Origin of the sequence: Sporosarcina oncorhynchi (genome assembly GCF_033304615.1) — a bacterium.
GTDB lineage: Bacteria > Bacillota > Bacilli > Bacillales_A > Planococcaceae > Sporosarcina > Sporosarcina oncorhynchi.
In genome coordinates this window covers 1886286-1911771 of sequence record NZ_CP129118.1, presented here as the reverse complement: position 1 = coordinate 1911771, position 25486 = coordinate 1886286, and the positions used below count along the sequence as shown (strand labels likewise).

Sequence of the window (25486 nt, the reverse complement as noted above, 5' to 3'; positions counted from 1 at the left end):
TAATCCATATATTTGAAAAATATAGAATTAGTAAATGAGTAATTTATTTTGAAAAAGACTATTCAAATATATTCAAATATTGTAATATTAGTTTGAGTGTTCATAATGGGGGTGAAACACTTGCCGGAAAAAATTGAACCATCAGCAGTGCTCAATGAATACATATCCTATATACGCTTAGAGAAGAATTATTCATCCCGCACCATTTCAGAATATGAGAACGATATTAAAGAGTTCTATGTATTTTTGTCGCAAGAAGGGTTGGCGGATCTTTCAAGTGTTGAATATTCCGAAGCGCGTTTGTATGTGACAACACTTTACGACAAAGGCTTGTCTAGGATGACAATCTCCCGCAAGATATCATCTATACGATCTTTATATAAGTTTTGCAACGCACGATTCGGGATAGATGATAATGCATTCCGTTTGTTGTACCATCCAAAGAAGGAACAGCGGCTTCCGGCTTTTTTTTATGAGGAAGAATTGGCTGCACTATTCTCGGTCGGTGATGGGTGTAGTCCCAAGTCGCTAAGAAACCAGGCATTACTGGAGTTGTTATATGCCACGGGGATCCGGGTAAGTGAACTGGTTGCCATCAGCCTACGGGATATCGATAATGCGTTAGGTATTGTAAAGGTTATGGGGAAAGGGAGCAAAGAAAGATATATCCCTTTTGGTAGTTTTGCGATGGAGGCATTGGAATCCTATCTTGCTGTCGGACGTCCTTCATTGATGAAAAACAAAAACCATCAAAATGTGTTTGTCAATTTGCGTGGTGATCCCATTACAGCTCGTGGTGTTCGACATGTGTTGAACGGCATGATGGAAGAAGCGGCAATTCACCGCAAGATCCATCCTCATATGCTCCGCCATTCTTTTGCAACGCATATGCTGTCGAATGGCGCGGATATGAGGACTGTTCAGGAATTACTCGGGCACAGTCAATTATCTTCAACACAAGTGTATACGCACATCACAAAAGAACACTTGCGGAAAACTTATATGAATACACATCCGCGAGCGTAGGAGGGTGAACTCATGGAATTTCATGCTACAACAATTTTTGCTATCCGACATAACGGAGTATGTGCAATGTCGGGCGATGGACAAGTAACGATGGGTGATTCCGTTGTTATGAAACATACGGCGAAAAAAGTGAGAAGACTGTTTGGTGATAAAATACTTGCTGGATTCGCAGGTTCAGTTGCGGATGCCTTTACCCTTTTTGATCTTTTTGAAGGTAAATTAGCAGAGTTTAACGGCAATCTAGAAAGGGCATCTGTTGAACTCGCTAAAGAGTGGCGTGGTGACCGGATTCTTAGAAAACTGGAAGCTATGCTGTTGGTTGCTGACAATGATCGTCTGCTTCTTGTTTCGGGAACGGGAGAAGTGATTGAACCAGACGATGGTATACTCGCTATCGGCTCAGGTGGGAATTTCGCTTTAGCGGCTGGCAGAGCTCTGAAAAAGTATAGTGGTGATACATTGACCGCGGAGCAGATTGCAAGAGCGGCGCTTGAAACAGCTTCTGAAATTTGTGTCTATACAAACGACCGGATTATTGTGGAGGTACTTCAATGAGCAGAAAACAAGAAATGACACCACGCCAATTAACTGCTTATCTTGACCGTTACATTGTTGGCCAAGATGCTGCTAAGAAAGCTGTTGCAGTCGCTATGCGCAATCGTTACAGAAGAAGTCTTCTGTCGGATGAAGAAAAGAGCGAGGTCATCCCTAAAAACATATTAATGATTGGACCCACGGGTGTAGGGAAAACTGAAATTGCTCGAAGGATTGCGAAATTGGTAAATGCCCCTTTCATTAAAGTTGAAGCGACGAAGTTTACGGAAGTCGGTTATGTCGGCAGAGATGTCGAATCGATGATACGTGATCTGACAGAGACAGGCGTCAGGATCATTCGTGAGGATATGCGCGAGTCTGTAAGAGAACAGGCTGAAAAACTTGCTGAAGAGCGTCTAGTCGAATTGCTAGTCCCAGAGAAGAAACCTAAAGGCAATATGCAAAACCCATTTGAAATGCTGTTTGGTCAAAAATCGCCAGAACCTGAAACGAATACCGCAGAAGTGGAAGAGCTTAGCCGGAAACGCTCTCAAATCGAAGTTCGATTGGCTTCGGGAGAATTAGAAGAACAGATGATAACAGTAGAAGTTTCATCACAGCAGCCTTCAATGTTCGATGCGCTCCAAGGTTCTGGAATGGAACAAATGGGTGCCAATATGCAAGATGCTTTGTCTTCCATGATGCCTAAGAAGATGTCAAAGCGAAAAATGAAAGTGAAAGATGCACGTAAAGTCCTTCAGGCCGAAGAGGCAGATAAGTTGATTGATCATGATGAGATTGCGCGAAATGCGGTAGAGCTTACTGAGCAATCAGGAATTATTTTTCTTGATGAAATGGATAAGATTGCTAGCCGCGGTAACAGTAGTGGGTCTTCTGCGGATGTTTCGAGGGAAGGCGTTCAGAGAGATATTTTGCCAATTGTCGAAGGGTCAAGTGTATCAACAAAGTATGGAACGGTAAAAACCGATTATATCCTATTTATCGCTGCAGGTGCCTTCCATATGTCCAAGCCATCTGATATCATTCCTGAATTGCAAGGTCGTTTTCCGATTAGAGTAGAGCTTGAAAAACTGACGAAAGACGATTTTGTTCGAATCTTAAAGGAACCGGACTTTTCGTTGATTAATCAGTATGAAAAACTGTTGGCTACAGAGAATGTAGTTATAGAGTTTTCTGATGAAGCAATCGAACGAATTGCTGAAATCGCTTTTGATGTGAATGACAATACAGAAAACATCGGGGCACGACGTCTTCATACGATACTCGAAAAATTACTCGAAGAATTATCGTATGAAGCGGCAGACATCGGGCCTGCGACTATAAAAATAACAGAGAAATATGTCGACGAAAAGTTGAAAAATATCGTAAAAAACAAAGATTTGTCACATTTTATCTTATAATCAAAACGTTTTAGTTTATTTAATGATTGAAAAGCTTTAGAATATTCTATAGCTTCAATGAAAATTAAGGAGGAAATATAAATGTCTTTATTAGCGAAAACTAGAAAAATTAATGCAATGTTACAAGAAACAGCAGGTAAGCAAGTGAACTTTAATGAAATGGCGGCGAAGTTAAGCTCGGTGATCGAGTGTAATGCATTCATCGTCAGCAGAAAAGGTAAACTACTTGGTCATGAAATTCATCAGCAAATTGAGAACGATCGTATGAAGCAAATGTTTGAAGATCGTAAATTCCCTGAAGAATATATAAAGAAAATAGCAGAAGTGAACGAAACATCTTCCAACATTGATGTTTACAGCGACTATACAGTATTTCCTGAAGAAGAGCGCGAAACGTTCAAAGCAGGTCTTACGACAATCGTTCCAATCATCGGTGGTGGCGAGCGACTTGGCACATTGATTTTAGCGCGTCTTCAGCAGAAGTTCACTGAAGATGATCTAATCCTTGCTGAATATGGCGCAACAGTTGTCGGTATGGAGATTCTTCGTGAAAGAGGCGAAGAGATTGAGGTTGAAGCACGTAGCAAAGCAGTCGTTCAAATGGCTATTAACTCATTGTCATACAGTGAGCATGAAGCGATTGAACACATCTTTAAAGAGCTTAACGGTAACGAAGGGCTACTTGTTGCTTCAAAAATCGCGGACCGTGTAGGTATTACACGTTCAGTTATCGTTAATGCTTTACGAAAGCTTGAAAGTGCCGGTGTCATTGAGTCTCGTTCACTCGGTATGAAAGGGACGTATATTAAAGTATTGAATAACAAGTTCCTTGAAGAACTTGAGAACCAAAAGAACTAAGAAAATTGTCGAATGTCTTAACACTCCAGTTGAAGCTTACTGGAGTGTTATTTTTATGCAAAGGGCTATTCTAAATACATATATTAAAGTAATATGGAAAAACGATTATGTTATTAGTCCTATGAACTATAGGAATGTATTTAAAATTTGTTTAAAAGAGTTGTTTAGAACTACTAAAACTTTAACTATTAGATAGACAAAGTTCGTCAATATCCGATACAATAAGATATATGTTTTAATTATGTAAGTTTAATAGAAACAGGCGTGGCAAGTTAGCTGGCCCCCTAGTTCAATGAGGTGAATAGGAATATGAGTATTTATGGATCAACAATATCTATGTTGGAACAGGGACTGAATTTTTCATCTACTAAAGGAAAAGCTATAGCGCAAAATATCGCAAATATCGACACGCCAAATTATAAAGCTAAAAATGTTAATTTTAAACAAACTTTGCAAGATGTTCAGCAACAATCGATTTCAGCATATCGTACAAATAACCTGCATTTTGCATTCGGTTCTAAAGTTTCACAGCCCGGTGTCTCGTCTTATGCAAACTTCCAGTATCGTCAAGATGGGAACGGCGTTGATATGGATAAGGAGCAGGCGGACCTTGCTGCCAATCAGATTTATTACAATGCGCTTGTCGATCGTTTGAATGGTAAATTTGGGACGTTACAAAATGTCATTAAAGGAGGAAGGTAATCATGTCGATATTTCATAGCTTGAATACGTCTGCTTCCGCATTGACAGCACAACGTCTTAGAATGGATGTTATTTCATCGAACATGGCGAACATTGATTCGACAAGAGGGAAAATGGTTGACGGGGAATGGGAACCATATCGTAGGAAAATGGTCAGTTTTCAACCGAGGGAAGGACAGTTCTCGACTATGCTAAATTTGGCGATGGGTACTTCACGTCACGGCGGTGTAGGAGAAGGTGTGAAAATTTCCGGTATTAAAGAAGACACGGAAACACCATTGAAACTAGTCTTTGATCCAACCCATCCTGATGCAAATGAAGAAGGGTATGTCCAAATGCCGAATGTGGACCCCTTAAGAGAAATGATTGATCTTATGTCAGCGACTAGATCCTATGAAGCGAATGTGACGGTATTGAATGCAAACAAAGCGATGCTGATGAAAGCATTGGAAATCGGCAAATGATGAACAAGAAAAGGAGTTATACCTAAATGGCTATCCAATCGATCCTTAATGCCCAAAATACAGCCGCTCTCATGAAGTTGGACAGAAGTGCTCAACCGACCCCTTACGAAGCGCAACAAAGCTTCGGTACATACTTGAAAGATGCAATACAGGAAGTAAACGATGTGCAGGTAAAATCAGATGTCATGACAAAAAGACTGATCATGGGCGAAGATGTTGATTTGCACAATGTTATGATTACAGCGCAAAAAGCGACAATTGCACTCAATGCAACAATGGAAATCAGAAATAAGGTTGTAGAAGCGTATCAGGAAATCATACGTATGCCAGTCTAACGGCACAGAGCTAAAAACCATCTGTAGTGTGTTGTTGACTACGTAAGCAGACCGGGGGATTAGAATGAATGAACGATTGACGAAAATTAGGACTGATTTGCAACAGTACTGGTCAAGTCGCACTAAAAGACAAAAAACAACATATATTGCTTCTGTAATTTCAGTTATCGCGATAGCCGCACTTCTGACTTTTTTTCTATCCAGAACTGAATATGCCCCTCTGTACAAGGATGTTTCGCGTGCTGAGATCGGCAGAATTAAAGAGCAACTTGATGCTCAGGGAATACCAAGTCAGGTAGCACCGGGTGGAACTTCGATTCTCGTACCAAAACAGCAGGTCGATAGTCTTCTCGTTTCCTTAGCTGCAGAAGGGTACCCTCATACGGGCATGATCGATTATTCGTTCTTCTCGCAGAACGCGGGATTCGGCACTACTGACAATGAATTCAATATGATCAAACTAGCTTCGATGCAAACAGAACTGGGTAATCTGATCAAAGGAATTCAAGGTGTTAAAGATGCAAATGTCATGATTACTTTGCCGACACAGAGTGTTTTCTTAAATGAGTCTGTACAAAGTGCAAGCGCAGCAATTATGCTTGTCACAGAACCTGGTCATCAATTTACAGAACCACAAGTTAATGCACTATATAATTTAGTATCTAAGAGCTTACCGAATTTATCGACGGATGATATTAAAATCATTAATCAATATTCCGAATCAATTGAACTAAGATCTGGGTCAACCGGTACGAATATCGTCGATCAGATGGATCTGAAAAAGAGCATTGAATCGGATTTGCAACGCAAAGTGCAAATGATGCTCGGTACGATGATTGGACAAGACAAAGTCATCGTCTCCGTTACGACAGATATTGATTTTAAACAGGAAAACAGGCAGGAGAATCTGGTTGACCGAGTTGACGAAGATCTTGATAGTTTAGCCATCAGTGTCCAGCGGATAACAGAATCGTTTTCCGGCGATGGAGCTGTAGTCGGTGGTATTCCTGAAGGGGAAGATCCTACCGATAACAGGACGAATTACGTTGAAGGAAATAATGCGAACGGTGATTACGATCGTCTGGAAGAGACCATTAACAATGAAGTAAACCGAATACGTAAGGATATTGTTGAAAGTCCTTATAAAATCCGGGATATCGGTATTCAAGTAATGATAGAACCACCTGATGTAGAAGATATGAATTCATTTACAAGTACAGAAGAAGTGAAAAATATTCTAAAAGCAATTATTAGCACATCGATTGATAAAACTTACGTGCCTGCAACGATCACAGATCAATATTGGGAAGATAAGATTGCAATTTCTACTCAAGTGTTTAATGGCAAGATGATACCGGTGGATTCCAATGCGGAAACAAAGATACCTTGGTGGGTCTACGCAATCGGTGCTGCACTGTTAGTCGTTATAACTATTCTAGTTGTAGCGTTCTTCAGGAAACGGAAACGTGATCAGGAACTTGAAGAGCAGTTAATCATCGAAGAACAGCAAGTGTCACTTCAAATAGATGACATTAATACTGAGCAAGAAACGGAAGCTACGTTACGTAAGAAGCAACTTGAGAAAATGGCGAAAGATAAACCTGAAGAGTTCGCTAAGCTGTTGAGAACTTGGATTGCCGAAGATTGACGGAGGGATGAACGTGGTAAAGAAAGATAAAGGGATGACAGGCAAACAAAAAGCTGCACTCCTTCTCATATCTTTGGGACCGGAAGTTTCGGCGGCTGTCTATAAACATTTGACTGAAGAGGAAATTGAGCGGTTGACACTTGAAATTTCAGGTGTGAAAAAGGTCGATTCTATCGTCAAGGATGAAATTATTTCTGAATTCCATAATATAGCACTTGCTCAAGATTACATTTCGCAAGGCGGTATTGGTTATGCGAAAACTGTTTTGGAGAAAGCTCTTGGAAAAGAACATGCCCAGGCGATCATTAATCGTTTAACTTCATCACTGCAAGTTCGACCATTCGACTTTGCAAGAAGAGCAGATCCTGGTCAAATCTTAAACTTCATTCAAAATGAGCACCCGCAGACGATTGCTTTGATTTTGTCGTATTTGGATGCCGAACAAGCTGGTATGATCTTATCTTCTCTGCCTCAGGAAATGCAGGCGGATATCGCGAAAAGGATTGCCATGATGGATTCAACTTCACCTGAAGTAATCAGTGAAATTGAAGCTGTACTCGAGAGGAAATTGTCCTCGACTGTCACACAGGACTTCTCCGAAACAGGTGGCGTCGATGCAGTTGTTCAAGTGTTGAATGGTGTAGACCGCGCAACCGAGAAGACAATACTCGATGCGCTTGAAATCCAGGATCCCGAACTCGCAGAAGACATTCGAAAAAGAATGTTCGTATTCGAAGATATTGTCACGTTGGATAATCGTTCAATTCAGCGGATTGTCAGGGAATGTGAAAATGAAGACCTTGTCTTGTCCATTAAAGTGTCCAGTGAGGAAGTACGCGAAATATTATTTAAGAACATGTCCCAGCGGATGGCTGAATCATTCCAGGAAGAGATGGAAGTAATGGGTCCTGTGAGATTGCGTGATGTTGAAGAAGCACAAGCGAGGATTGTTTCCATCATCAGAAGATTAGAGGATTCAGGAGAAATCATCATAGCCCGCGGTGGAGGGGATGACGTCATTGTCTAATATATTCCGTTCGTCTAGGACGTTTCAAAAGATGGCAACGTTAAAGAAATTACCATCAGAAATCTGAATATGCCAGAGTACGCTTCAAGAACAGAGGAAACATTGTCGCGTGAAGTGTTTTTCCTGGAACGGGACAAGATGCTCAAAGAAGCGCGTATGACGATTGAGATTGAAAAAGCAAATCTTGAACAGTTGAGACAGACTGCGTTGGATGATATCCGCGATATGCATTCGTCTTGGGAAAAAGAAAAAGTTCAACTGCAACAAGCTGCTTACGACGAAGGCTTCCAAGTCGGTTATGAAGAAGGTCGCAATAAAGCATTGGCTGAAATGAGCGATGCGGTAAGAATTGCGAATGAGGTAACCGAGCATTCAAAGGTAAATGCCATTAAGTATATAGAAGGCCAAGAAAGAGTCATTCTCGAACTAGCGATGCGAACTGCTGAAAGGATTCTTGGATCTGTCCTGGATGAAAATGACGATACGTTCATCACAATGGTGAAAAGAGGCTTGAAAGAAGCAAGGGAATCGAAAGAGATTAAGCTCTATATCTCAATGGAAGACTATGAAAATGTGTCAGCGAACAGAACTGAACTTGCCGCTGTTTTCCCTCCAGATATTCCGTTTCTGATCTTTGCCAATGAAGACTTTGAGAAAAGTGAATGTATGATTGAAACAAATCAAGGGCGAATCGTTGTCAGTGTAGATGATCAATTGATTGAACTGAAAGAAAAACTCGTTGAACTAATGGAAAGTGGTGACTGAAAATGAAGAAAGCTGAAGAACTAATAGGATCTATTTCGAAATTGAATACATTTCCGAAGTTCGGACGCGTTGTTCGTGTTGTCGGTCTGATGATTGAGTCCCAAGGACCAGTAAGTTCAGTCGGGGACGTCTGTCATATCCATTTAAATAATGATAAAGATTCAATCATTCTTGCGGAAGTTGTTGGGTTTCGTGAAGAAATCGTTATCCTGATGCCCTATACAAGTATTAATGACATATCAAGTGGGTGTCTTGTTGAAAGCACTGGCAAACCATTGGAAGTTAAAGTCGGCATGAATCTGATTGGGAAAGTGTTGGACTCGATGGGGAATCCGATCGATAAAAGTGCATTGCCGAAAGGACTTTCTACTGTCAGCGCTGAACAGGAGCCTCCAAATGTACTTTCTCGTATGCCAATCAATGAAAAATTAGCGGTAGGTGTCAAAGCAATCGACGGGATGCTGACAGTTGGAAATGGACAACGTGTAGGCATATTTGCGGGTTCCGGTGTAGGGAAGAGTACGCTTCTCGGAATGATTGCGAGAAATACAACCGCAGATTTAAATGTCATCGGTCTTATCGGTGAGCGTGGACGAGAAGTGCGTGAATTTATTGAACGGGACTTGGGTCCAGAAGGATTGAGCCGCACGATAGTAGTTGCTGCTACATCAGACCAGCCAGCCCTCATGCGTATTAAAGGTGCTTTCACGGCAACGGCGATTGCAGAATACTTCAGGAATAAAGGCATGAATGTCATGCTAATGATGGATTCCGTCACACGAGTCGCAATGGCGCAGCGTGAAATTGGGCTTGCAGTCGGTGAACCGCCTGCCACGCGGGGGTATACCCCATCCGTTTTCTCCATATTACCAAAACTATTAGAACGGACAGGAACGAATGAAGTGGGTGCGATTACCGCTTTCTATACAGTTCTAGTTGACGGGGACGATATGAACGAACCAATTGCGGATGCTGTCCGCGGTATTTTAGACGGGCATATCGTGTTGGACAGGACACTTGCGAACAAAGGACAATATCCAGCCATAAACGTATTAAAGAGCGTCAGCCGTCTTATGAACCATATTGCCAGTCCGGATCATGTGAAAGCCGCAGAAAAACTTCGTGAATTATATTATACGTATGATAAATCTGAAGATCTCATCAACATTGGGGCGTACAAACGAGGTACATCGCGTGAGATTGATGAGGCAATTGAATTTGAACCACATATTACAAACTATTTAAAACAAAGCTATAAAGATAATGTGAGTATGGAAGATAGTATCAGTGAATTGATATCACTGGCTCCAGGAGGTGACTCACGTTGAAACCCTATCAATATCGATTCGAAAAAGTGCTCAATTTCCGCGAACAGGAAAAAACGGATACGGAAATGGAGTTTAAGAAGTCTGTGGAGTCTTTTGAAGCCGTCGCAAACGAACTGTATGAGGTGCTGAAGAAGAAAGAAGATGTAACTGACAAGCACCAGCAAAAGCTTGCGGAGGGATTCTTCATTACGGATATTCATCAGTTCGCCCATTTCATCGACAGTCTGGAAAAGCGTATCGACACACTCCAACAATCTGTCATCAAAGCTCGTTCGAAAATGAATTGGTATGAAGAGAAACTATTGGAAAAGTCGATTGAAGTGAAGAAGTACGAAAAAATGAAAGAAAAAGACAAAGAGCATTATCGAACGGAAATGGAACAGATAGAATCGACTATGCTAGACGAATTGTCTACATTAAAGTTCCATAGAAGAGAAACAGGGTGGTAATGTGGCGAAAAAGTCCGATCAATTGAAAATAGAAAAGAAAAAAGGTACTCGTGTCTTTCAAGACTTATTACTTTGGACACTCATTCCTTTATTGTTCACAACTATGGTGTTACTTGTAATTGCCTACGTTGCAGATATAAACGTTTTTGACAAAGCGAAGGAATTTACGCAAACTCTTCCTTTCGTCGACAAAGAAAAAGACGACGAAGATAGTACTGAAGATCTTGCAATGGGAGAACGTGTTGTCACGCTGCAAGCAGAAATACAGGAAAAAGAAGCGGCGCTTTACAAACTTCAAGAAGAACTTGATAAATCCAATATTGAAAAGCAGGATTTACTGACTGAACAGCAAAATCTTTTGAATGAAATCGAACTCTTGAAAGTACAAAAGGACGATTCCAAACGTGATATGAAAGAAATTATTTCCACGTTCGAAAAGATGTCACCAAAATCCGCAGCGCCTGTTATCTCCAAAATGAGCGATGCAGAAGCGATTCAGATACTTGCTAGCTTGAAACCAGACACACTTGCACCGATATTAGAGAAGATGTCTGTCGAGGATGCGGCAAAGTATACTAGTCTTATGACGAAATAACTAGAAAAAAGTAGTATAATAGAGATTGAGGGGAGGTGAAAGAAAAAGTGAATATCGCAGCGATGCAATCCATGATGGGATTAGGCACCCAATCGCCAATAAGCGCTGGTCAAAAAACCGATACTTCAATGCAATCATTCGGTAATGTCTTTGCTGGCATGACAATGAAAGCTGAACCAATGGGGCAGATTCTGAATGAAGAAATCGTACAAGTTCCACTCGAAATGATCCAACAACTATTTGCTGCTAAAACACCTGAAGAGCTAGAGCAGGCATTACAACAAATTCCTGGATATGAAAATGTCGAGTTTTCAAAAGAAATGCATACGATTAGTGGAAAGCTCAATTTAACAGACTTTGCAACAATGCTATCTATTGACCCTGAAAAATTATTGGAGTCTTTGAAGAGTGTTTTAGAAAAAACCGGTCTAGTTGAGGATGAAATAGATGAACTAAATAGTTTAACTGATGTTTGGTCACTGTTAACGGTGTTTGAAGATCGAGGTATGAATTTCTACCAACAACTATTCGATTCGATGGAAGGTTCTTCTAGTCAAAATCAATCCATTAACTTATTGGCACTTCTTAAGGCTACGGAGTTAATAGCACCTAAAGTAGATATGACATTGTCGATGGAACAGAAAATGTTCAGTTTTCAATCGATGCTGCAAAGTGCTTCTGAGCAAATCCAACAACTTACTTTGACAGCGACTAATGGTAAACAGAATGTACTTCCATTCATGCAGCAACAACAAAACTTAAGAGTCGTTGTTCAAGCCGATACATCCTCATCGAATGCAGATGAAAATGCAACTCAAAAGCAGCCTGAAACAACAAGTCATCTAACGAGTAGTCCGAATACAGCTATTACGCAGACAAGAGCGGAATTTTCCATCCCACAAACTGACAGCGCCGGTTCCTCACGCAGTGAAGCATTGATGCGTGAAATGCAGATGCTTTTCAAAAGATCGAATTTTGGACAAGTAGGTGGATCTACTAGGATGCTTATCAAGCTCTATCCAGAACATCTTGGACAAATCCGTATCGAATTACACGAAACAAACGGTGTCCTTTCAGCTAGAATACTAGCTTCAACAGCTTTAGCAAAAGGGATGCTTGATAGTCAAATGCACCAATTAAGAAATGCATTAGCTCAACAAAACTTGCAAGTTGAACGTATTGACGTGACACAGTCCATCCAAGAAACGTCAAAAAATGATCGCGAACAAGCTTTCAACGAACAGTTCAAGCGTGAGCAACAAGAAGAGTCCAATAAGGACAATAGTCAAACAGAAGAAGAAATGACGTTTGACGAATTTATGATTGAATTGGAGGTGTAGTGAAATGCCAGAAGTCCAAAAAACGATTACAGACTCGATGTATCTCGTCAATAAACAGCGCGATCAACGGCAAACAGGACCAGATACGATGGGGAAAGACGCTTTCATGAAAATACTGATCGCTCAACTGACAAATCAAGATCCAACTAATCCGATGAAGGATAACGAATTCATCGCACAGATGGCTCAATTTTCTTCCTTAGAACAGACGATGAACTTGGCGAAAGCATTTGATAAGTTTGCGGAAGCACAAAACCAAACGCAATTGATTCAATATAATCAATTTGTAGGGAAAAGTGTCAAATGGCATGAAGTGAGCGACAAAAAAGATGAAGCAGGTAAACCAATCATTAATGAAGGAACAGGCATTATCCAATCAGCGAAGTTCGTGAACGGATCTGTCGTATTCACAATGGAAGACGGCAAGGAATTAACACCAGGCAATATATCTGAAGTACTTTCAGGTTCAAGTGGTGCGAATAGTCTAGTAGAAGCAAGCCAGCTAATCGGTAAGACGGTAGGGTATATGGATGGTGAAGACGAAAAAACTGGAACAGTCATTTCTGTTTCAAACAAAGAAGGAAAGTTGCAATATATTTTAGAGGATGGTACAAGAATTGACGGAAAGTCATTTACGTCGATAAGCCAATAAGAACAGGAGCGAGTGTATGGAGAAACTAAACATCCACCACGTTCCGTCGCAGACGCACATACGCCAAGGACAACCTCATAAACCTGTTCAGCGTCCGCAGCAATCGTTTCTTGAACAACTCAACAAGGCAATTCAGCCGCAAGAGTTGAAAATTAGTAAACATGCAACCGACAGACTGAAAGAACGGAATATCCATATTTCAGAAGTCGAGTGGGCCCACATCTCAGATAAGGTGAACGAGGCGAAAATGAAGGGAATCAAAGAATCGCTTGTACTTATGGATCAAGCAGCACTGATCGTCAGCGCAAAAAATTCCACAGTCATAACAGCGATGGATCGCAAGGAAGCGAAAGATCAACTATTTACAAATATCGACGGCACAATCGTGCTCAGCTAACCGGCAGGACCTCAGATAGAGGATGCCAATCGTACTGCCGACCGATAGAGGCAGATACACATTCCGAGAGGGGAAAAATTACATGTTAAGATCGATGTACTCAGGAATTTCAGGATTGAAAAACTTCCAAACGAAGTTGGATGTAATTGGTAACAATATTGCGAACGTTAATACTTATGGATTTAAAAAAGGACGAACGATATTTAAGGATTTAATTTCACAGAGTGTTGCAGGAGCATCTGGTGCTACTGCTACACGTGGGGGGGTCAATCCAAAGCAAGTTGGGCTAGGTGCCCAATTATCTGCTATAGATACAATCCATTCTGGGGGATCAACTCAATTTACAGGTAATACATTGGATTTAGCTATATCTGGAGATGGTTTCTTCCAAGTCGCAGATTCAACCGGCACCACACCTACGGGATTTAATAATGTTTTATTCACACGCGCTGGAAACTTCTATATGGACAATAACGGTTATTTAGTTAATTCGGATGGAAAATACTTGGTTGGAGTTGCGGCAACACCAACTGGTACTCCTCCAGTTTACCCTGTACCAAATGCGAATTTATCACCTACTTTTAATGCAACTACTAATGCTATTTCAATTAAAACAGGTACTGCTGAAAATCCGATTAAAATTCCTACTGATGCGAAAAGTATGTCGATTGGAAAAGATGGTACTGTCACTTTTGTCGATAATGCTGGTGTATTAAAGTGGGCAGGTCAATTGGTTATCTCCAAGTTCCCTAACCCGGGAGGATTGGAGAAAGTTGGTGGGAATTACTTTTCAAGTACTTCAAACTCTGGTGATGCATTAAAGGGAATTGCAACTACGTCAGGACTTGGAGATATCGAATCCGGCTTCCTAGAAATGTCCAACGTTGACCTTTCCGAAGAATTCACAGAAATGATCGTTGCTCAACGTGGTTTCCAAGCAAACACAAGAATCATCACAACATCAGACGAAATCTTGCAAGAACTAGTTAACTTGAAACGATAATAGTATTCCCACATTATAGTTACCCAGTTAGCCAATCTCTTAAACATAAAATAGCTTCATCAGAAAAGGAGGGCCGGGCCGGCTCTGTGCCCGGCCCCTTACATATGATCCAAGTAACACGTTTGAACGGTGCGGTTTATACGCTTAATGCACTGTACATAGAAAAAGTGGAGACGTTTCCTGATACGACAATTACGTTGACGACTGGGTCAAAATATGTCGTCCTCGAACCGGCTGATGTCGTTAGCCAACGCATCATTAATTTCTATCAATCAGTTCAATTGTTATCGAATCCGCATATTTGGGGTGAAGAAGATGAAGAGTAAAGCATTGACTATTGCACTTATCGTATTAGTTGTTATTTCGTTGTTAAGTATTATTGGTCTTGTCCTCAAATTGCAATTGTCCAATAATAGCGGACCTAGTGAACCGAAAGAACCGACAATCGATGAGATTGTAGAAGCTTCTGTCGATGTACCGGAAATCACGACAAATCTTTCAGGAAAGCAGTATATAAAAATTTCCTTGAAGATCCAGACAAGCAATAAAAAATCTGCAGAAGAATTGAGAAAGCGGGATTTTCAAATCAATAATATTGTCATTCAGGAATTGTCTGAAATGACAGCGGAAGATTTTGATGGGAAATCCGGCAAACGCGCATTCGAGGAAGCTATAAAGGCACAGTTAAATCCGCTTATGCAGCAGGGGGAAATTGAAAAAGTGTATATCGTTTCTTACATTATTAATTAACAATGTACTAATCGTATACAGGGACTGGAGGTGGCTTAATGGCTGGAGATATTTTATCCCAACATGAAATTGATGCATTATTATCCGCAATCTCAACTGGTGAAATGTCAGCGGATGAGATGAAAAAAGAAGATGAAACAAAAAAGGTCAAAGTCTATGACTTTAAACGTGCTCTTCGATTTTCAAAGGATCAGATCCGAAGTTTAACTCGAATCCATGAAAACTTTGCCAGATTATTAACAACATACTTCTCAGCGCAGTTGCGGACATATGTACAAATCAATGTTGCCTCGGTCGATCAGATTCCATTCGAGGAGTTCATCCGATCGATTCCAAATATGACATTGCTAAATATATTCGAAGTTCCACCACTGGAAGGCAATATCATCATGGAAGTGAATCCGAATGTGGCTTACTCGATGTTGGACCGGTTAATGGGCGGTGTCGGTGATGGTCCGGGGAAAGTGGATAATATGACGGAAATTGAAACAAAGATATTGACCAATCTTTTTGAAAGGTCGTTTGACAATTTACGTGAAGCGTGGTCAGGAATTATTGAAATTGATCCGTTCTTATCAGAAATGGAAGTGAATCCTCAATTTCTGCAGATGATTTCACCGAATGAGACGGTTGTCGTCATTTCATTCAACATTATGATCGGTGAATCGAGTGGGATGATAAATATATGTATTCCACACGTCGTCCTTGAACCGATAGTACCGAACTTGTCAGTACGGTACTGGATGCAGACAAATAAGAAAGAACCGTCACCAGAACAAAGTATCATTTTGGAAAAACGACTTAAGCAAACAAGTTTGGCGATTACAACGGAGCTTGGACAAGGCTCGATATCAGTTGAAGACTTCTTGTATCTTCAGGCGGGAGACGTTATTTCGCTTGATACGAAAATAGATGATCCTCTTCTTGTGAAGGTGGGGGATATTCCAAAATTCACTGCACAGCCCGGCCATATGCGAAATCGGATGGCCGTGCAAATTATTGATATATTGAACGGAGGGGATGAAGATGATGAGTGATAACGTGCTATCCCAAGAAGAAATCGAAGCATTATTACGTGGAGAACCGCTTCCTTCAGAAGAAGCCGCAACATCGTCCTCTGAGAATAATGATTTACAAAGTCATTTAAGTGAAATGGAAAAAGACGCATTAGGCGAAGTAGGGAATATCTCCTTCGGTAGTTCAGCTACAGCTTTATCTTCCTTATTAGGACAGAAAGTTGAAATTACAACACCTGAAATTACAGTTGTGAACAGAAGTCTGTTGGAAACGGAATTCGTACATCCTTATGTTGCGATTCAAGTGGAATATACAGAAGGCTTACATGGCACGAACCTTCTCGTCATAAAGCAAAGTGACGCGGCTATTATTGCGGATTTAATGCTTGGAGGAGATGGGTTGGCACCAAGTGAAGAATTAAATGAAATCCACTTGAGTGCTGTGCAGGAAGCAATGAATCAGATGATGGGTTCTGCGGCAACGTCGATGTCGACTGTTTTCAATAAGAAAGTCGATATTTCACCACCTTCCATTGATTTATTTGATATTAAAAGCGAAGAAAGCACAGAACAAATTCCTGAAAATGAATTGATGATCAAAGTATCATTCGATTTAAGAGTCGGTTCATTAATTGACTCCAACATTATGCAGTTGTTCCCACTGGAATTCGGAAAGAATTTAGTCGCTCAGTTAATGGGTATGGGGGCAGAGGAGGAATCGGCTGTCACTATGGAGGAAGCCCCTGTTGAACCGCTTTCAACACAACAGCCGAATTATGAACAAAGGCCGCCGCAACAGCCGCAAAGACAGCAACAACAAGAACAACAATACTATCAGGAACCACCGATGCAACAACAGGCAGCTCCTCAGCAGATGCCAACTAGGCAGCAACAACCACCTGTACATGTACAGCAAGCCCAGTTTGCTAGCTTTGAGTCACCGTCGTTAAATCCATCGGAATCCAATAACTTGAATATGTTATTGGATATCCCGTTGAAAGTAACAGTTGAGCTAGGACGGACAAAGCGTTCCGTGAAAGAAATCCTTGAAATGTCGAGCGGTTCCATATTGGAATTGGATAAGCTGGCGGGGGAACCTGTCGATATACTGGTGAATAACCGGCATATTGCGCGTGGAGAAGTTGTTGTCATCGATGAGAATTTCGGTGTGCGCATAACAGATATTTTGAGTCAGACAGAACGTCTAAATAATTTAAGATAGTATTCGGGAGGTCATAGAGAATGGGTAAACGTATTTTAATAGTAGACGACGCGGCTTTTATGCGCATGATGATTAAGGATATTTTGACAAAGAACAGTTTTGAAGTTGTAGGTGAGGCGGCTGACGGTGCACAGGCAGTCGAAAAATATATGGAATTGAAACCTGACCTTGTCACAATGGACATTACAATGCCTGAAATGGATGGAATCGCAGCATTAAAAGCAATCAAGGAAAAAGATCCATCCGCGACAATCATTATGTGTTCAGCGATGGGGCAACAGGCAATGGTTATCGATGCAATCCAGGCGGGGGCAAAAGACTTCATCGTTAAGCCTTTCCAAGCAGACCGAGTTGTCGAAGCGATTCAAAAAGCTTTAGGTTGATTGTATGAGAGTAGCAATTATATTAACGAAGTCATTACCATTCATTCTAGTGTGTTTATTGTTCTTTACATTGCCTTCGCTTGTTGTATTTGCAGAATCCGATAATGATACATTTCTTTCGGATTTTTATAAAACTGGTAAAGATGAGAAGGATGAAACTCCCATAATGGAAGAGAAAGATGAACCGGCTGCCAATCGTTCAACTAGCGAGGCAGCTAGTGGTTCTTCTTGGGGAGATTATATACGGATGATTTTTGCATTTATCTTTGTCATTGCGCTTTTGCTTGCATTATTAAAGTTTTTAAATCGTAAGAACCGGATGTTTGAACAACATCGATTGATGAAAAATATGGGCGGTCTTTCCTTAGGTCAGCAAAAGTCTATACAACTTGTCATGATTGGTGACACTTACTATTTGGTAGGGGTTGGAGATGAAGTCAGGTTGCTGAAAGAAATTGTTGATCCTGAAGAAATCCGTCAATTGGAAAGCTATCTCGGAGAAGATGGAATAAATCCATCATCCGGATTTGTAAGTAAGATTATAACGTTCATTTCAGAGAGAAGAAATGGCTCTTCAGACAATCAGAGTGAACAAGAAGACTTCAAAAATATTTTCGCAACCCGATTGGATGAACTCAAATCAGAACGCCAGAAACACTTAAGCCGATTGGAAGAAAAGGAGAGCAGAAAAGATGAATGATTTCGTCCAGTTTTTTTCGGACAGTGACGCGGCAAACGTATCAACATCCATCAAAATGCTTCTTCTTCTCACTGTTCTTTCGCTTGCACCTGCTATTCTAATTCTAATGACTTCGTTTGCGAGAATTGTCATCGTGCTGTCGTTTGTCAGAACCGCACTAGCGACACAGCAAATGCCTCCAAACCAAGTTATTGTAGGACTAGCGCTGTTTTTAACGTTTTTCGTCATGGCACCTACTTTTCAGGAAGTGAATGATAAAGCGCTCACACCATTATTCGCGGAAGAAATTTCGCTTGAAGAAGCCTATGAAGAGATGAGTGGTCCTTTCAAAGAGTTCATGAGCAAGCATACGAGGCAAAAAGATCTGGAACTGTTCATACGGTACAATAAAGCCGAGCAGCCCGAAAAATTGGAAGATATTCCTTTGACAATGCTCGTTCCTGCTTTCGCTTTAAGTGAAATCAAAACCGCATTTCAGATGGGTTTCATGGTTTTCATCCCATTTCTCGTCATCGACATGATTGTAGCAAGTGTACTAATGTCTATGGGTATGATGATGTTGCCGCCGGTAATGATTTCATTGCCTTTTAAAATTCTGTTGTTTGTTCTTGTGGACGGATGGTATCTCATTATTAAATCATTGCTTCAAAGCTTTTAGCTGACTATAGCTAATCAACCGGTATCTTTTTTATATAATGGGAGTGGTGAATCATGACGGGCGAAATGGTTATAACGATAGCAGAACGGGCGATATGGGTCATTTTGTTAGCGTCAGGCCCACTATTAATTGTCGCTTTAGTTACTGGTTTGACGGTCAGTATATTTCAAGCGACCACACAGATTCAGGAACAGACATTAGCGTTTGTTCCGAAAATCATAGCAGTACTTGTTGGCATTATATTTTTCGGTCCTTGGATGCTGGGAAGGGTGACAGCTTTCGCTTCAGATATCTTTGAAAACCTAGTCAGGTATATAGGGTGATGTAATGGAAGAATTATTGCCATCCCTAGCTGTTTACCTGCTCATACTGACTCGAGTCACTGCATTTATCGTTACCGTACCTTTGTTTTCCTATCGCGCTATCCCGACAACACAACGCATATTGTTTGCTGCTCTGTTGGCTTGGTTCATGGTCTATACAATCGATGCACCCGATCTGCAAATTGATGGTACATACATACTTTTGATATTAAAAGAAGCAACAGTCGGCCTATACATAGGCGTGATAGCATACATCGTCATGTCTGCTATCCAGATTGCTGGCGGTTTTATCGATTTTCAGATGGGTTTTGCAATTGCCAACGTCATTGACCCTCAAACAGGTGCACAATCACCTTTGCTCGGTCAATTTTTTAATGTATTGGCTATGTTATTGCTGCTTACATTGAACGCGCATCATATGTTGTTGGATGGTATTTTTTATAGTTACCGCTTTGTTCCAATGGATATGCTTTGGCCGGCGTTCGGTGAAGAAAGGCTGATTGAATTTGTTGCGCGGTTGTTTATGACAACGTTCGCCATCGCTTTTCAAATGTCTATACCAATTGTCGCGACATTGTTTCTTGTCGATTTGGCTTTAGGAATCACTGCAAGAACGGTCCCTCAATTAAACATTTTTGTTGTCGGTTTTCCGATTAAGATTGGCGTGAGTTTTCTCGTGCTAGTGACGATGTTCACCGTCATGATTTCGATGATGCGCAAGTTGTTTGAAATAATGATGTCGGCAATGAGGGATTTGATGATCATCTTAGGGGGTGGCTGAAATGATGATTCGCTTGGATCTACAATTCTTTGCAGGCGAGAAGACAGAAAAGGCCACTCCAAAAAAGCGTCTCGATTCCCGTAAGAAAGGGCAAGTACTGAAGAGTGCGGATGTTACAAGTTCAATTGTCTTGCTTTTTGTGTTTATGTTCTTGTTTTTTGCCGCGGGATTCATGCGTGATCGTTTCTTTACATTCTTTACACATACATTCACCGAATTCATGCCTATTAAAACGTTAGATGAAGACGGAACGATGATCATTTACACGACGATGCTCATACAGATGGCTTTTATTCTACTACCTGTCATGGCAGTTGCCGTCCTTGCAGGTATAACAGGAAACCTTGCCCAATTCGGTTTACTGTTTACGACGGAGACATTGAAATTCGATTTGAAGAAGATTGATCCAATTAAAGGGTTGAAACGGATATTTTCTATCCGTGCATTAGTTGAATTGATGAAATCATTATTGAAAATTTCTTTTATCGGCTCTGTTACGACATTACTTCTTGTCACAAATATCGAGAAAGTACTCGGGCTGGCTTTCAAAACGCCGAAGGATGCGATGATCGTCGTCGGACAATTAGTTGCGTTGATGGGGATCGTTGCATCATTCGTGTTGTTGTTCATATCGATCCTGGATTATTTTTATCAGAAATATGATTATGAAAAAAACCTTAAAATGTCTAAACAGGATATTAAGGATGAATATAAAAATACGGAAGGGGATCCTATCATCAAATCGCGCATTAAACAGCGCCAACGCGAAATGGCGATGAGAAGGATGATGCAAGAAGTTCCCCAAGCCGATGTGGTTATTACAAACCCAACCCACTTTGCCATTGCTCTTAAATATGATGACGATCAGATGGATGCCCCGGTAGTTATTGCTAAAGGTGCCGATTTCATAGCCCAGAAGATTAAGCTGATTGCGAAAGAGCATGAGATTGTCATGGTAGAGAATAGACCATTAGCTAGAGCTTTGTATGACGATGTAGAAATCGGAGATCGAATTCCAGATGAGTTTTTCAAAACAGTGGCTGAGATATTGGCATATGTTTATCGCATTCAACGAAAAATATGAGTACACTATGAGAAAGTAGGGATGACATGCAGTTCAAAGATATAGGTGTGTTAGCGGCGGTTATCATGATTGTCGCAATGCTCGTCATCCCGTTGCCACCGTGGCTATTAAGTTTTTTAATCATCATCAATATTACATTAGGTTTGATGGTTTTACTGACGTCTATGAATATGCAGGAAGCTTTGCAGTTTTCCATATTTCCTTCTTTGCTCTTATTGTTGACGTTGTTCCGCTTAGGCCTGAACGTCTCTACTACACGTGCTATTCTATCTAAAGGTGATGCAGGGAGTGTCGTTGATACATTCGGTACATTCGTAACCGGAGGGAATGTCGTAGTCGGTTTAGTCGTTTTCGTCATTTTAATCATCATTCAGTTTATTGTTATTACAAAAGGATCCGAGCGTGTATCTGAAGTTGCTGCCCGCTTTACGCTTGATGCTATGCCGGGTAAACAGATGAGTATCGATGCGGATCTGAACGCAGGTATGATTTCCGAAATTGACGCACGTACACGCCGTGAAAAAGTAAGTAATGAAGCGGATTTCTACGGGGCAATGGATGGTGCGACAAAGTTTGTTAAAGGAGATGCAATTGCTGGAATCATTATCGTTATCATTAACCTGTTAGTCGGTATGATCATTGGTGTTGTCCAAATGGACTTGCCATTCGCGGAAGCGGCGGCGCGATTTTCTCGGCTGACAGTTGGAGACGGAATCGTATCTCAAATACCAGCACTACTTATTTCCACAGCAACCGGTATCGTTGTTACAAGAGCTGCGTCCGAAGGGAATCTTGGATCGGATATTACAAAACAGTTATTGGGACAGCCAAAGTTGTTAATTGTTGCAGCTACAACCTTATTACTATTAGGTCTATTTACGCCAATCTCCAATATTTTCACGATTCCAGTCGCAGCTACGCTTGGTATTGCTGCAATGATGCTTATGAGAAAACCCGAAGAAAATCCTGATGAGATGTTGGAGATGGAAGAGGAAGTCGAAACGGAAGGGTTGAAAAGTCCTGAAAATGTCGTCAACTTGTTGAATGTCGATCCGATTGAGTTTGAGTTCGGGTATGGACTAATTCCGCTCGTTGATGCACAGCAAGGTGGAGACCTGTTAGATCGAGTCGTTATGATTCGTAGACAACTTGCACTCGAACTTGGGCTAGTCATACCGGTCGTTCGAATCCGTGATAATATTCAGTTGCAACCAAATGAATACCGGATCAAAATTAAAGGAAATGAGCTGGCTAGAGGGGAATTGCTTCTAGATCACTATCTCGCTATGAGTCCTGGCGGAGATGATTCGATTATTGGTATAGATACTATAGAGCCTTCATTTGGACTTCCAGCTAAATGGATTACGGAAGATGTCAAGGAAGACGCTGAAATTATGGGGTATACCGTTGTCGATCCGCCAAGCGTTGTATCTACTCACTTGACTGAAGTGATCCGTGCAAATGCAGCTGATTTAATTGGCCGTCAAGAAACAAAGCAACTAGTCGATCATGTGCGTGAGACGTATCCAATTCTTGTTGATGAATTGACGCCGACTCCGTTATCAATCGGTGAAATCCAGAAAGTGCTTGCCAAATTGCTTAATGAAAGTGTATCTATTAGAAATCTGCCAATTATTTTTGAAACGCTGGCGGACTACTCTAAGTATTCTTCTGACATTGATCTTTTAACTGAGTATGTCAGGCAGGCTTTAGCAAGACAAATTACTTCCCAATATGCGAGCGGTTCAGACGCATTAAAAGTATTGACCGTTTCAGGCAAAGTTGAAAAGCTGATAGCTGATAACATCCAACAAACTGAGCAGGGGAATTACTTATCGATTGACCCAGCCAGTTCACAGGAGATTTTGGAATCGATCGCAAGAGAAGTCGAAAGAGTTGCCTTGATGGATCAATCGCCGGTCATTTTATGCTCGCCTGCTATACGGATGTATTTACGTCAGATTACGGAACGATACTTCCCGCAAATACCGGTATTATCTTATAATGAACTTGAAGCTTCCATAGAAGTACAAAGTGTCGGGGTGGTGGATATTTGATGAAGATGAAAAAATATACTGCCGACACAATGGTGGAGGCGATGAAGAAAGTAAGAGCTGATTTCGGCGATGAAGCTGTCATTCTTAGTTCATCAGTCATAAAATCAAAAGGATTTATGGGATTTTTTCAAAAAAAATCCGTGGAAGTGGTGGCAGGTTATGATGAACCTGTTGCCTTTCCACAAGAACCTGCACGCTATAATAAGCCACAGCAGACTTTTGCAGGATCCGAAGCCAATTCCGAAATTAAAAAAGAGATGAAAGAAATGAGAAAACTGCTTCAGGATATGAAACAGTCTTCTGCATATATAAATTTGCCAGAAAGCTTGACACCATTGCTATCATCACTCGAACAGCAGGAATTATCGGAAGAGTTAATCTTTAAAATCGGAAATGAACTGTATACACGGATGAAAGATGAGAAAAAGGATTTCAATTTAGAAGAGCAGAATGAGTATGCTAGAAAAATTTTACTCGATGAATTTTCTGCACTTCCTTTTGGCGGAATTTCCTTTAATCGAAAATATGTCAATGTCCTTGGTCCGACAGGAGTCGGTAAAACGACGACAATTGCCAAAATTGCCGCTAGGGCATTGTTGGAAGATAAAAAGAAAGTAGGCTTCATCACAACCGATACATACCGTATTGCGGCCATTGAACAACTGCGGACTTATGCAAACTTGCTTCAAGCGCCTGTAGAAGTTGTCTATAACAAAGAAGACTTCAATGAAGCTATCGCCAAGATGAAAGACATTGATGTCGTTTTCATTGATACAGCGGGACGCAATTACAAAGAAAGCAAATATGTCGATGATATAAAGAATCTTATCGACTTTGAGCTTGATATGGAGTCGTACCTCGTGTTATCTGTCACATCGAAAGAAGAGGATATGAAGACAATAGTTGATAGATTCACTTCATTTCCAATTGGAAAATTCATTTTCACAAAAGTGGATGAGACTCATTCCGTTGGTCCTATTTTCAATCTGATGAAACAATACGGAAAAGGGGTCGCCTATTATACGGATGGTCAAGAAGTGCCGGAAGATATTTCTGAAGCTACTCTAAAAAAGTTAATTGATCTCTTGTTGGCAGGTGTCAATCATGCATGATCAAGCCGAAACACTACGTATGAAGATGTTGAAAGCACAAGGTGGACTGGCCAAGTCAATTGCGATAGTTAGTGGTAAGGGAGGAGTCGGCAAGTCAAACTTTTCGACTAATTTTGCACAGGCACTTCGTATGAAAGGGAAAAAAGTCATCGTTGTAGATATGGACATCGGTATGGGGAATATTCATATTCTTCTAGGCGTCACACCTACTTACAGTTTGAAAGACTATCTACTTGGCAATCGCCAACTGGATGAGGTTATTAATCACGAAAACGATGGACTCACTTTTATCTCCGGTGGATCTGGATTAGATTCCGTGCTAGATTGGTCAGAAGATATGTTCGGCCGACTGCTAGCGGCATTTGAGCAGTTGCAACTAGATTATGATTTCATCCTATTTGATATGGGTGCGGGTGCAACGCAACGATCGATTGAACTAATCATCGCTGTGGATGAAGTCATTGTCATCTCTACAACTGAACCAACTTCAATTACAGATGCGTACTCCATGATGAAATTCATCTGCTTGCAGGATCCAGATAAGAAATTCAGTATTGTGAGTAACCGCGTGTCAAAACATGACGACGGAAATGAATCTGTAACCCGCTTACAATATGCAATGAAGAAATTTCTTGATAAAGAGACGACTATTCTTGGTTTTCTCCCGGAAGATCCATCTGTTCATAAAGCTGTATTAGCCCAAAAACCTTTTATAGTTATGTTTCCACAAGCGCTTATCTCAAAAAGAATGTCAGCAATCGCGGACACTTTTGTAAAAGAGAATCTCACAGTAGACAAGCAACAAACAGGTTTTCTCAGTAAGCTGAAAGGGATATTTTCGAAAGGGCGTGACTAA

Annotated in this window: 30 protein-coding genes; all 30 read left to right on the top strand. The window is 40.9% G+C overall.

The annotated features are described in order from the left end of the window. Positions 1–120 precede the first annotated feature (120 nt). The 30 genes from xerC to QWT69_RS09035 all read left to right on the top strand — a co-directional run bounded on the left by xerC (position 121) and on the right by QWT69_RS09035 (position 25486). Positions 121–1026, top strand: coding sequence for a tyrosine recombinase XerC (gene xerC, locus QWT69_RS09180; protein ID WP_317964995.1), 906 nt, complete (start codon positions 121–123; stop codon positions 1024–1026). Positions 1027–1038: 12 nt separating this feature from the next. Then, complete coding sequence (gene hslV / locus QWT69_RS09175) at positions 1039–1581, top strand: ATP-dependent protease subunit HslV (protein WP_317964993.1); 543 nt, start codon at positions 1039–1041, stop codon at positions 1579–1581. Then, a complete protein-coding gene (hslU, locus tag QWT69_RS09170) occupies positions 1578–2981 on the top strand; it encodes an ATP-dependent protease ATPase subunit HslU (RefSeq protein WP_317964991.1) in 1404 nt (467 codons plus the stop codon). The genes hslV and hslU overlap by 4 nt, the downstream gene beginning before the upstream one ends. Positions 2982–3062: 81 nt before the next feature. After that, positions 3063–3839: a GTP-sensing pleiotropic transcriptional regulator CodY gene (codY, locus tag QWT69_RS09165; protein ID WP_317964989.1), complete on the top strand. Its 777-nt coding sequence runs from the start codon at positions 3063–3065 to the stop codon at positions 3837–3839. Positions 3840–4148: 309 nt separating this feature from the next. Continuing rightward, complete coding sequence (gene flgB / locus QWT69_RS09160) at positions 4149–4541, top strand: flagellar basal body rod protein FlgB (RefSeq protein WP_317964987.1); 393 nt, start codon at positions 4149–4151, stop codon at positions 4539–4541. Between the two features lie 2 nt (positions 4542–4543). Further along, positions 4544–5005: a flagellar basal body rod protein FlgC gene (flgC, locus tag QWT69_RS09155; protein ID WP_317964985.1), complete on the top strand. Its 462-nt coding sequence runs from the start codon at positions 4544–4546 to the stop codon at positions 5003–5005. A gap of 26 nt (positions 5006–5031) precedes the next feature. Continuing rightward, the gene (gene fliE, locus QWT69_RS09150; protein ID WP_431312275.1) at positions 5032–5340 is read left to right on the top strand and encodes a flagellar hook-basal body complex protein FliE; all 309 of its coding nucleotides are present in this window, start codon (positions 5032–5034) and stop codon (positions 5338–5340) included. A 64-nt stretch (positions 5341–5404) separates the two neighbouring features. Further along, the gene (gene fliF, locus QWT69_RS09145) at positions 5405–6988 is read left to right on the top strand and encodes a flagellar basal-body MS-ring/collar protein FliF (protein ID WP_317964983.1); all 1584 of its coding nucleotides are present in this window, start codon (positions 5405–5407) and stop codon (positions 6986–6988) included. 13 nt (positions 6989–7001) lie between these two features. Continuing rightward, entirely contained in the window at positions 7002–8015 is a 1014-nt protein-coding gene (gene fliG / locus QWT69_RS09140; RefSeq protein ID WP_317964981.1) for a flagellar motor switch protein FliG, read from the top strand. 69 nt (positions 8016–8084) lie between these two features. Further along, on the top strand, positions 8085–8780 hold the full coding sequence (locus QWT69_RS09135) for a FliH/SctL family protein (RefSeq protein WP_317964979.1): 696 nt from the start codon (positions 8085–8087) through the stop codon (positions 8778–8780). A 2-nt stretch (positions 8781–8782) separates the two neighbouring features. Continuing rightward, entirely contained in the window at positions 8783–10108 is a 1326-nt protein-coding gene (gene fliI, locus QWT69_RS09130; RefSeq protein ID WP_317964977.1) for a flagellar protein export ATPase FliI, read from the top strand. Continuing rightward, positions 10105–10557: a flagellar export protein FliJ gene (gene fliJ / locus QWT69_RS09125; RefSeq protein ID WP_317964975.1), complete on the top strand. Its 453-nt coding sequence runs from the start codon at positions 10105–10107 to the stop codon at positions 10555–10557. Before fliI ends, fliJ begins: the two co-directional genes overlap by 4 nt. A gap of 1 nt (position 10558) precedes the next feature. Beyond that, a complete protein-coding gene (locus QWT69_RS09120; protein WP_317964973.1) occupies positions 10559–11152 on the top strand; it encodes a MotE family protein in 594 nt (197 codons plus the stop codon). 47 nt (positions 11153–11199) lie between these two features. Next, entirely contained in the window at positions 11200–12492 is a 1293-nt protein-coding gene (locus QWT69_RS09115; protein WP_317964971.1) for a flagellar hook-length control protein FliK, read from the top strand. A gap of 4 nt (positions 12493–12496) precedes the next feature. Further along, entirely contained in the window at positions 12497–13144 is a 648-nt protein-coding gene (gene flgD, locus QWT69_RS09110; RefSeq protein WP_317964969.1) for a flagellar hook assembly protein FlgD, read from the top strand. 16 nt (positions 13145–13160) lie between these two features. Next, positions 13161–13541, top strand: a complete 381-nt coding sequence (locus QWT69_RS09105) for a TIGR02530 family flagellar biosynthesis protein (RefSeq protein WP_317964967.1) — start codon at positions 13161–13163, stop codon at positions 13539–13541. An 82-nt stretch (positions 13542–13623) separates the two neighbouring features. Beyond that, complete coding sequence (gene flgG / locus QWT69_RS09100; protein WP_317964965.1) at positions 13624–14544, top strand: flagellar basal body rod protein FlgG; 921 nt, start codon at positions 13624–13626, stop codon at positions 14542–14544. 104 nt (positions 14545–14648) lie between these two features. Further along, positions 14649–14870 carry a flagellar FlbD family protein gene (locus tag QWT69_RS09095; protein WP_317971005.1) on the top strand — a complete coding sequence of 74 codons (222 nt, stop codon included), beginning with the start codon at positions 14649–14651 and terminating at the stop codon, positions 14868–14870. Beyond that, positions 14860–15294 (top strand): flagellar basal body-associated protein FliL, encoded by a 435-nt coding sequence (fliL, locus tag QWT69_RS09090; RefSeq protein WP_317964963.1) that lies wholly within the window; start codon positions 14860–14862, stop codon positions 15292–15294. The genes QWT69_RS09095 and fliL overlap by 11 nt, the downstream gene beginning before the upstream one ends. 38 nt (positions 15295–15332) lie before the next feature. Then, positions 15333–16331: a flagellar motor switch protein FliM gene (fliM, locus tag QWT69_RS09085; protein WP_317964961.1), complete on the top strand. Its 999-nt coding sequence runs from the start codon at positions 15333–15335 to the stop codon at positions 16329–16331. Further along, positions 16324–17532, top strand: coding sequence for a flagellar motor switch phosphatase FliY (gene fliY, locus QWT69_RS09080; RefSeq protein WP_317971003.1), 1209 nt, complete (start codon positions 16324–16326; stop codon positions 17530–17532). Before fliM ends, fliY begins: the two co-directional genes overlap by 8 nt. 20 nt (positions 17533–17552) lie before the next feature. Then, positions 17553–17915 (top strand): response regulator, encoded by a 363-nt coding sequence (locus QWT69_RS09075; protein WP_317964959.1) that lies wholly within the window; start codon positions 17553–17555, stop codon positions 17913–17915. 4 nt (positions 17916–17919) lie between these two features. Continuing rightward, positions 17920–18615: a flagellar biosynthetic protein FliO gene (locus QWT69_RS09070; RefSeq protein ID WP_317964957.1), complete on the top strand. Its 696-nt coding sequence runs from the start codon at positions 17920–17922 to the stop codon at positions 18613–18615. Beyond that, on the top strand, positions 18608–19273 hold the full coding sequence (gene fliP / locus QWT69_RS09065) for a flagellar type III secretion system pore protein FliP (protein WP_317964955.1): 666 nt from the start codon (positions 18608–18610) through the stop codon (positions 19271–19273). The genes QWT69_RS09070 and fliP overlap by 8 nt, the downstream gene beginning before the upstream one ends. Positions 19274–19326: 53 nt before the next feature. Further along, positions 19327–19596, top strand: coding sequence for a flagellar biosynthesis protein FliQ (fliQ, locus tag QWT69_RS09060; RefSeq protein ID WP_317964953.1), 270 nt, complete (start codon positions 19327–19329; stop codon positions 19594–19596). Positions 19597–19600: 4 nt separating this feature from the next. After that, positions 19601–20377, top strand: coding sequence for a flagellar biosynthetic protein FliR (fliR, locus tag QWT69_RS09055; protein WP_317964951.1), 777 nt, complete (start codon positions 19601–19603; stop codon positions 20375–20377). A 1-nt stretch (position 20378) separates the two neighbouring features. Next, entirely contained in the window at positions 20379–21461 is a 1083-nt protein-coding gene (gene flhB, locus QWT69_RS09050) for a flagellar biosynthesis protein FlhB (RefSeq protein ID WP_317964949.1), read from the top strand. Between the two features lie 26 nt (positions 21462–21487). Further along, positions 21488–23518: a flagellar biosynthesis protein FlhA gene (gene flhA / locus QWT69_RS09045; protein ID WP_317964947.1), complete on the top strand. Its 2031-nt coding sequence runs from the start codon at positions 21488–21490 to the stop codon at positions 23516–23518. Beyond that, a complete protein-coding gene (gene flhF / locus QWT69_RS09040) occupies positions 23518–24630 on the top strand; it encodes a flagellar biosynthesis GTPase FlhF (protein ID WP_317964945.1) in 1113 nt (370 codons plus the stop codon). Before flhA ends, flhF begins: the two co-directional genes overlap by 1 nt. Next, positions 24623–25486 (top strand): MinD/ParA family protein, encoded by an 864-nt coding sequence (locus QWT69_RS09035; protein WP_317964943.1) that lies wholly within the window; start codon positions 24623–24625, stop codon positions 25484–25486. The genes flhF and QWT69_RS09035 overlap by 8 nt, the downstream gene beginning before the upstream one ends.